Annotated in this window: 7 protein-coding genes; 3 read left to right on the top strand and 4 right to left on the bottom strand. The window is 56.5% G+C overall.

Going from position 1 to position 7,249, the window contains the following annotated elements; translation table 11 throughout:
• Positions 1-139, top strand: a 139-nt coding sequence (repC, locus tag ACRQ1B_RS28450; RefSeq protein WP_432297662.1) for a replication initiation protein RepC, incomplete at its 5' end; no start/stop codon positions are given.
• A gap of 93 nt (positions 140-232) precedes the next feature.
• Positions 233-445 (top strand): hypothetical protein, encoded by a 213-nt coding sequence (locus ACRQ1B_RS28445; protein WP_432297661.1) that lies wholly within the window; start codon positions 233-235, stop codon positions 443-445.
• Between the two features lie 44 nt (positions 446-489).
• On the opposite strand, the gene ACRQ1B_RS28440 is transcribed toward ACRQ1B_RS28445, so the two are convergent.
• From ACRQ1B_RS28440 to ACRQ1B_RS28425, 4 genes are all read right to left on the bottom strand, one after another.
• Entirely contained in the window at positions 490-2,136 is a 1,647-nt protein-coding gene (locus ACRQ1B_RS28440) for a type IV secretory system conjugative DNA transfer family protein (protein ID WP_432297659.1), read from the bottom strand.
• Positions 2,137-2,453: 317 nt separating this feature from the next.
• Positions 2,454-2,729, bottom strand: coding sequence for a mobilization protein (locus ACRQ1B_RS28435; RefSeq protein ID WP_432297658.1), 276 nt, complete (start codon positions 2,727-2,729; stop codon positions 2,454-2,456).
• 84 nt (positions 2,730-2,813) lie between these two features.
• A complete protein-coding gene (locus ACRQ1B_RS28430) occupies positions 2,814-3,164 on the bottom strand; it encodes a hypothetical protein (RefSeq protein ID WP_432297657.1) in 351 nt (116 codons plus the stop codon).
• Positions 3,165-3,270: 106 nt separating this feature from the next.
• On the bottom strand, positions 3,271-3,537 hold the full coding sequence (locus ACRQ1B_RS28425; protein ID WP_432297655.1) for a hypothetical protein: 267 nt from the start codon (positions 3,535-3,537) through the stop codon (positions 3,271-3,273).
• Between the two features lie 240 nt (positions 3,538-3,777).
• Between ACRQ1B_RS28425 and traA the strand changes: the two genes are divergently transcribed.
• Positions 3,778-7,206 (top strand): Ti-type conjugative transfer relaxase TraA, encoded by a 3,429-nt coding sequence (gene traA / locus ACRQ1B_RS28420; protein WP_432297654.1) that lies wholly within the window; start codon positions 3,778-3,780, stop codon positions 7,204-7,206.
• Positions 7,207-7,249: the final 43 nt, after the last annotated feature.

Here is a 7,249-nt window from a genome sequence, read left to right as displayed (position 1 = left end):
GAGGGGAGGGCACATCAATTCCGCTGGCGGCTATCTGCGCAATCTGACGGAACGCAGCCGGAGAGGCGAGTTTTCGCTCGGACCGGTGCTGATGGCGCTGCTGCGGGCGCGCGGCGTCGAGGAGGCGCGGCGTGCGTGAATTCGTATACGCGCCGGTCAGGCTCGTCGGCAGTTTCGTGTTATCGTTAGTTCGGGCGAAAACTTGTCAAGATGGGTAACGGAGTTTAGGTCGATGGTACAATCAAGACGGAATCCCGACGATTTTACAGCTCTTGAAAACTGGGCGATGCATGACGCGGTGAGCGATCCGGAAATCACCAGCCTCGTGCTTCGGCTGGCGGATCGCGGCGTGCGCTTGGGAGCCATCGAGGATGTGTTGAAAGGCGCGCTGGAAGATTTGCTCGGAAACTCAACCGAGCCGGGAAACGAGCAGCTGGGTTTGTAACGATGCGCCAGCTTCGTCCAAGCGCATCGCTACCATAGAGTCAGCTACGCAGGATCGAACATTCCGACGAATTCGCGGTCGGCGTAATATGCCAGCTTTGTCGAAATGATTGGCTTTTGCCCAGACAAAAACAAGAGCTGGACATGCTGAGGGATACCTCGGACTTCATCAGGCGTCAGGAGAGCGCGGGCTGTATGATGCTGGCTGTAGGTGATGCCCGAGTTGTCCGAGTCCATGGCGCGCGCCATTGTTTTGAACACGACCGTTTCCTGGCCAAGCAAATCGGATACCAGTCTAGCACTCTCATGATCATTAACACCGAAGACCTGCAGGACGCCGGCGTTCGACAGAAAGGTACCTGCTTTCTGACCGTAGGTAGCTCGTAGCTGGTGAATATCTTGCAGGATTGGCCAAAGCTGAACGCCATAGCCAGCCATGAGACCCATGGCGCGCTCTACTGCAGCCAGGTGACCAAGCGAGGCGAATTCATCGAGCAAATAGAGGACAGGCGATACCGGCTTCTGTTGATCCCGAGCCATCTCCAAGAGGCTTTGCGTAATCAGGAGGCGCAACCATCGGGAATATGTGGACAGGCGATCAGGTGGTAGTACGAGAAATACCGTCGCGGTGCGGTGTTTCAGATCGCCGAAAGAGAAATGACTGTCGTCAAGCACGCGATGCATCCGCGGGCTGTCCAGAAAGTGAGTATGCCGCTGTGCAGCAGAGAGAACGCCAGCCGCTTCGCGATCGGATTTGCCGAGGTGGCGGTTTGCAGCGCGAGCGATGAGCCCACCCGCCTGTTTGTTCTCCTGCATCTGCTTCAACAGTGAAGCGAAGGCTTCAGGCGCAAGCGTTAGATACTCTCGCAGCGAAGCTAGGTTGCGTCGATTACGTGGTTCGTCGGTGACAATTTTAAGGATCAGACCGCCGATAAGCGCTTTCGCCTCTTCATTCCAGTGGGCTTCTCCACCAGTTCCCGGTTCATCGAACACGAGAGCGTCAGCAAGCGTGCTGGCATCCTCGGCGACATCAAGGCCTTCCGGGTCAAGACTGTCGAGCGGATTGAACGCAGATGATTGCATTCCAGTTACGCCGAAAGGATCGAGGACATGGACTGGCCCGAACCTTTCGCGTGTGCGGCTAGCAATCTTGGCGTTCTCTCCCTTTGGATCGATGCAAATTACAGAACGGTTAGCGGTTAGGAGGTTGGGTACAATCGTGCCAACGCCCTTGCCAGAGCGCGTTGGCGCCATGGTCAAAAGGTGGGACGGACCACTGTACCTGAAGAGTTTACCCGTTTTGGTGTCGCGCCCGATGAGGAGCCCCTCGTCGGCGACAGTCAGAGGTGCTGTTTCCTTGTCCGTCGCAAACCGTGCCGAACCATGTGTATCTGCCATCTCATCGCTAAAATTGAGGGCGATCAGGGGCGCAAAGATGATCAGCGGGATAAGCGCAATGCTTACTGTAAACGCAACATCGGCAGCTGTAGCGACCCATGAGCCTTCTGCCACGCCCAGATCGCCTAGTTGCCCACTGACCCAAATCCCGGCGATGATGATCGCGAAGAAATAGATAACAATGAACTTTATCCCCTTCCTGGAGAAAGCTGTCCAGATCAACGCTGAGAACGCCCATCCGGGGTTTTTTATGGCTCTGCCGAACATGTTGCGATATGCGCGTGCCAGTCTCATTCGCTATGATCCTTCAGATGGAGAAGGGGGGGCGCTGACGTCGGCAGACTCTGAAAGTATTCAGCGAAAGCCTGGCGGTCAGTATCGCGCATGGGAGTAGCGGCGACCTTTCGTTCCAGCCATTCTTTTAGACCGGACGTGGCTCCCAGAGACACATGATAGTTCACCACTCGGCCTATCATCGTGTCGATGCGTTTCACTTTGTGCTGACCCCATCGACGTTCGCGTGCCACGACTGATGCGAGGCGTGACGAAATGTCCGCCCATATTTCTGCAACTGGTGTTCTCGTCATATTAATCCCATAGTCAAAATGAGGTCACGGATTACCGGACTTCGTCTCCACGATGTCTGCGAACAAAGCCTTGTCCGCATCCCTCGTTAGAAACCCTGGCAGTTCTCGCTTCACCCACGCCTGGAGGCTTTTGGAAAACTCGTCATCGCGGCTGTTTTCGATACGGTGGAGCACGAAGGCACCAAGCAGAACTTTGCGACGAGTATCGTTCGATCGTTCCTGCTTTGAAAGCCGTGCTTTGAGCGCAGATCGTTGCGCTTCGAGCTCGGCCAATCGTTGTTCGATTGTCTTGCGGGCCATGGAAAAATTCACCTTAAAAAAGCTAGCTGGCGGCGACCCTAGAGACCGGTCATTCCGCTGAGCCGTTGCACACTGCGAATCGTGTCAATCAGGAAGGCATGTCGGATTGCTTTGGGTGGCGATGTGGTGCTCACGGCCTCCCTTTCCGGGAAAGATAATCTCTTTTATTTCTGGCTGTCGTTCGAAAATGTCAGCGAGCATTTGGTCGACCTCAGCGATGTAGTTGCCGGAAAAATCGCGCGAAACTTCTGTTGCTTCGTCCTCAGTTCGGATCGTTAGTCCAGATACGCCAGGCAGCAGGTCAAGAATACGCGTGAGCGCGTCGATTGTTTTCGGCGTTAGGTCGAAGCTGTCACTACCGGTACTAACAGACGAAAGCTGCCAAGCCGGCCGTCGGAGGCGGGCCATGCGTTTCTCAAATTCATGGCTCTTCATCGATATCCCTTCTGCTGTTGTTGGTGGTTGAAGTCCCTTCGATAGGGGGGCCGCGCTCGGCAATATATCCGTTCCGCCTCTGCGGACCAGCATCGGCCGCGGCGGATTACCTCCACCGGTTCTTTGATTTTGCACTGACCCAAGAAATGGACTGACGACCCCCCTTGTCCATAGCGTGTTTTACTGCATCCTGCATCTCGCGGATCGGTTCAGATGGGACAAGCCGATAGCCGCGCGGCTCGATCTCTTCGAGCGCAAATCTCGTGATCAGACTGACATCCTTGTGCCCTACGCTAATGGCCCGTGCTTCGAGTGCCGCCTGCATGCCATTTCTGGTGCCTCTCCAGAAATCGATGTCTTGCTGCGTCGCCATTTGTCACCCCGCCCCTGTTACTATCCATAGTAATGATACACGGAGATGTTGCAACATCTAAGCCGAACTAATGCGCTTACCGGTAACCGTTTTTATTGTGCGCATGGGCTGCGCCTTGCTCCACACCAAACGGAGAGAGCGAAGCGAAGGAAGTGACAAGGGCGCAAATACGGGTTGATAATCAACCCACGCTCAGATAGCTTCATCTAACCGACGCAAATGATAGGAGCGCAAACGGCTATGGCGATTTTCTATTGCCAGATGTCTGTCGTTTCGCGTTCCACTGGGAGAAGCGCCGTGGCTTCCGCCGCTTATCGAGCAGCAGTAGTCCTTATTAATGAGCGCGATGGCCTCGTTCATGATTACAGCCGGCGTGAAGGTGTTGGGCATTCGGAAATCGTTCTTCCCGAAAGTGTCGATGCACGTTGGGCGCTCGACAGATCTGCGCTCTGGAATGCCGCCGAACGGGCAGAGCCTCGCAAGGATGCAAGAGTAGCCCGTGAGTTCGTGGTGGCGCTTCCTCACGAGCTATCGGAGGGGGGAAGGCAGGACCTGACGCGGTCCTTCGCGCAGGACCTGGCAGAACGCTACGGAGCCGCTGTCGATTTTGCCATTCACACACCGGGTACTCAGGGAGATGTTCGCAACCATCATGCGCACGTGTTGATGACGACGCGGCAGGTAACGAGTGAGGGGCTTGGGCCGAAAACATACATTGAGTTGGCCAACAAGGAGCTCCTGCCCAAAGGCCTCCCTTCGACGCAGATGCAGCTCGTCGATATCCGGCGCTCCTGGGAAGGAATGGCCAACGAGCATCTGGCACGTGAAGGTCATGATATTCGAATAGACCATCGCTCCTACGCGGAGCGAGGTCTCGAGATAGAGCCGACTGAGCATATGGGCGTTGGAGCTACCAATGTTTATCGGCGAGGTGGACATGTCGACCGATCAAGGCTGGCTGAGGAAGCGAGGGAGCGAAACGCAGATCTGATCCGAGAAAAACCGGAGCAGGTTTTGGCGATCATCACCTCGGAGAAGAGCGTATTCGACCGGCATGACATCGCCCGTACACTGCATCGCTACATCAACAACGACGCGCAGGCTTTTCAGAATGCGTTTGCGTCTGTCATGGCGTCTCCCACATTAACAGAGCTTCGCCCGGAACGTGTCGATGGGCAAGCCGGGGAGGTGGAGCTTGCCCGCTACTCGACCCAGGAGATGGTCGATGTCGAGAGGGGAATGTCGGATGCGGCTGAACGCATGCACCAGGCGCGCACCCACCACGTTGATACCCGGCATGCTGCTGCGTCGATGGAAAAGATGGACGAAGCGATGCGCATTACATCAGGCGATGCGGATCGGCGTTTGTCTAACGAGCAGAGGCGCGCCGTCGTGCATGTCACGGGCCCAGAGCAGATTGCGGCCGTCGTGGGACTTGCTGGTGCCGGCAAATCCACCATGCTCGCGGCAGCTGCAGACGCTTGGAAGCGGCAGGGATATGCAGTTCAGGGCGCAGCTCTCTCGGGAAAAGCGGCCGAGGGCCTGGAAGAGAGTTCAGGAATCAAAAGCCGGACGCTAGCCTCTTGGTCGCGCAGCTGGGAAAACGAGAAGCATCAGCTCGGGCGCGGAGATGTCTTTGTGATCGACGAGGCTGGCATGGTGGGCAGCCGTCAGCTGGCATCCTTCGTCGGAGAGGCGGAAAAGCGCGGCGCCAAGATTGTACTGGTGGGAGACCATGAGCAATTACAGGCGATCGGCGCGGGAGCGCCTTTCCGCGCCATTGCAGAGCAAGTAGGACACGTCTCGCTTGGCGAGATTAAACGACAGTTTGAGCCATGGCAGCAGGAAGCCTCAGTGGCTTTTGCCTCGCACCGGACCATAGATGCGCTGGCTGCCTATCGTGAAAATGGCAATATCCATTTTGCCGAAGGGCGGGAAGCTGCGCGAGCTGCCGTGGTGGAGAATTATCTCGCTGACCAGCGACAGCATCCGGATGGCAGTCGTGTCGCTATGGCCCATCGTCGGGTCGATGTCCGTGCGATCAATGATGGAATCCGATCAGAGCTTCAAAATAGGGGAGAGCTTGCCAAGGGGGAGGAGGCTGGCGAACTTAGCTACCAAACCAATGACGGCGAGCGCCGCTTCGCGCCTGGCGACCGTCTGGTGTTTCTGGAAAACAGCCGAGACCTGGGTGTCAAGAACGGCATGTTGGGTCAGGTGAAGACCGTCGAGAAGGACGCAATACATGTGGAGCTCGACGGTACGGCGGGGCAAACCGACCCCCGAATGGTCAGGGTACCTATGAATGATTACAGAGCTGTTGATCATGGCTACGCCACCACGATCCACAAGAACCAGGGCGCTACTGTTGACCGCGCTTTCGTTCTTGCCTCTGGCACCATGGACCGGCACCTGACCTATGTTGCCATGAGCCGCCACCGCCATGACGTGCAACTTTATGCCGACAGTCAGGAATTCCGGTCCTCAAAAGGCGCGGCCGTCGGCGCGCAGGGCAGGCTGGTTGAACATGGGGCGGCGCCCTATGAACACAAGGCCGGCAATCGCGAGAGCTATTTCGTTACGCTGGAAAACGCCAAAGGCGAACGCCACACGACATGGGGCGTTGATCTTCAGCGGGCGGTGGAGGAAGCCGGCGCTGACGTTGGCTCCGCAATCGGCCTTCAGCACAAGGGCTCCGAACCTATGCGATTGCCACCCGATGGTCATGAGACAAACCGCCATAGTTGGGCGGTGGTGAACAAACAGGATCTGGCCTACGCACAACTTGAAACCCGGCTCTCACGCTCGGGCGCAAAAGAAACGACGCTAGATTATGCTCGAGAGTTTGCCGAGCGGCGCGGTATAGCCGAGCGGCTGGGTGTTCATAGCGAGATCGAGATATCGACTGGCGCCCGAGAGCGCGGGATCCTGGTTCCGGCCAAGACGCAGTATGACCAAAGCGTAGGGGAGGTTGCTGCTGAAAGAACCATCGCGAAGATGGATGCGGTATGGTCGGCAACGGATCGACTTTTGCCTCAGGTGTTCAAGGACCCCAAAGCCGTTTCCGAAAAACTACTTTCTTCGTTGGCCCGCACTGGTGGCGACACCAGTCAAATCGAAAAGGGCCTCACGAGCAAGCCAGAGCAATATGGAGAGCTTCTTGGGAAAACAGGGCTTCTCGGCGACAATCGCGACAGGATCGATGCCCGGCAGAATGCGGCCGTGGTGTCGCGGCATGTCTCTGCTGCGGGGGCATATTTCCAGCGCTCGCAACAGCAGGAGATGCGAGACGAGCAGCGCCAGCGCGAGCGTGACAAAGTGATAGTTCCTGATCTAAGCCCTGAGGCCGAGGCAGCACTCTCTCGGATTGATCTGGCACCTGCGAACGAAAGGAGTGCCAAGTTCGACGAGCTACGAGTATCAGCTTCAGGACGATCCATCTTGGGAGAAGTGGGACGAGTTTCTACGGCGATGCAACAGCGTTTCGGTTCAAGTTTGCCTGCAGAGATTAAAGCGAGGGCAGATCAGGATCCTCAACTATCACATCTCGCAGAACGAGTTACTGACGTTGCGAAGTTGATCGGTCGCGCTGCGAACGAGCAAACTCAACATCAGCATGCCCTGGAAAAGCATGGTCAAATGCTTTCGCATCGAGACCATGAGCGTTAATTAATGATCTACGAGCTCACTCATTCGAAAGCGCGATAACGCG

It is taken from the genome of Endobacterium panacihumi (genome assembly GCF_050847465.1).
Lineage (GTDB): Bacteria > Pseudomonadota > Alphaproteobacteria > Rhizobiales > Rhizobiaceae > Neorhizobium > Neorhizobium panacihumi.
Note: the sequence above shows the minus strand (reverse complement) of the source record. Positions and strands in the feature narration are given on the sequence as shown.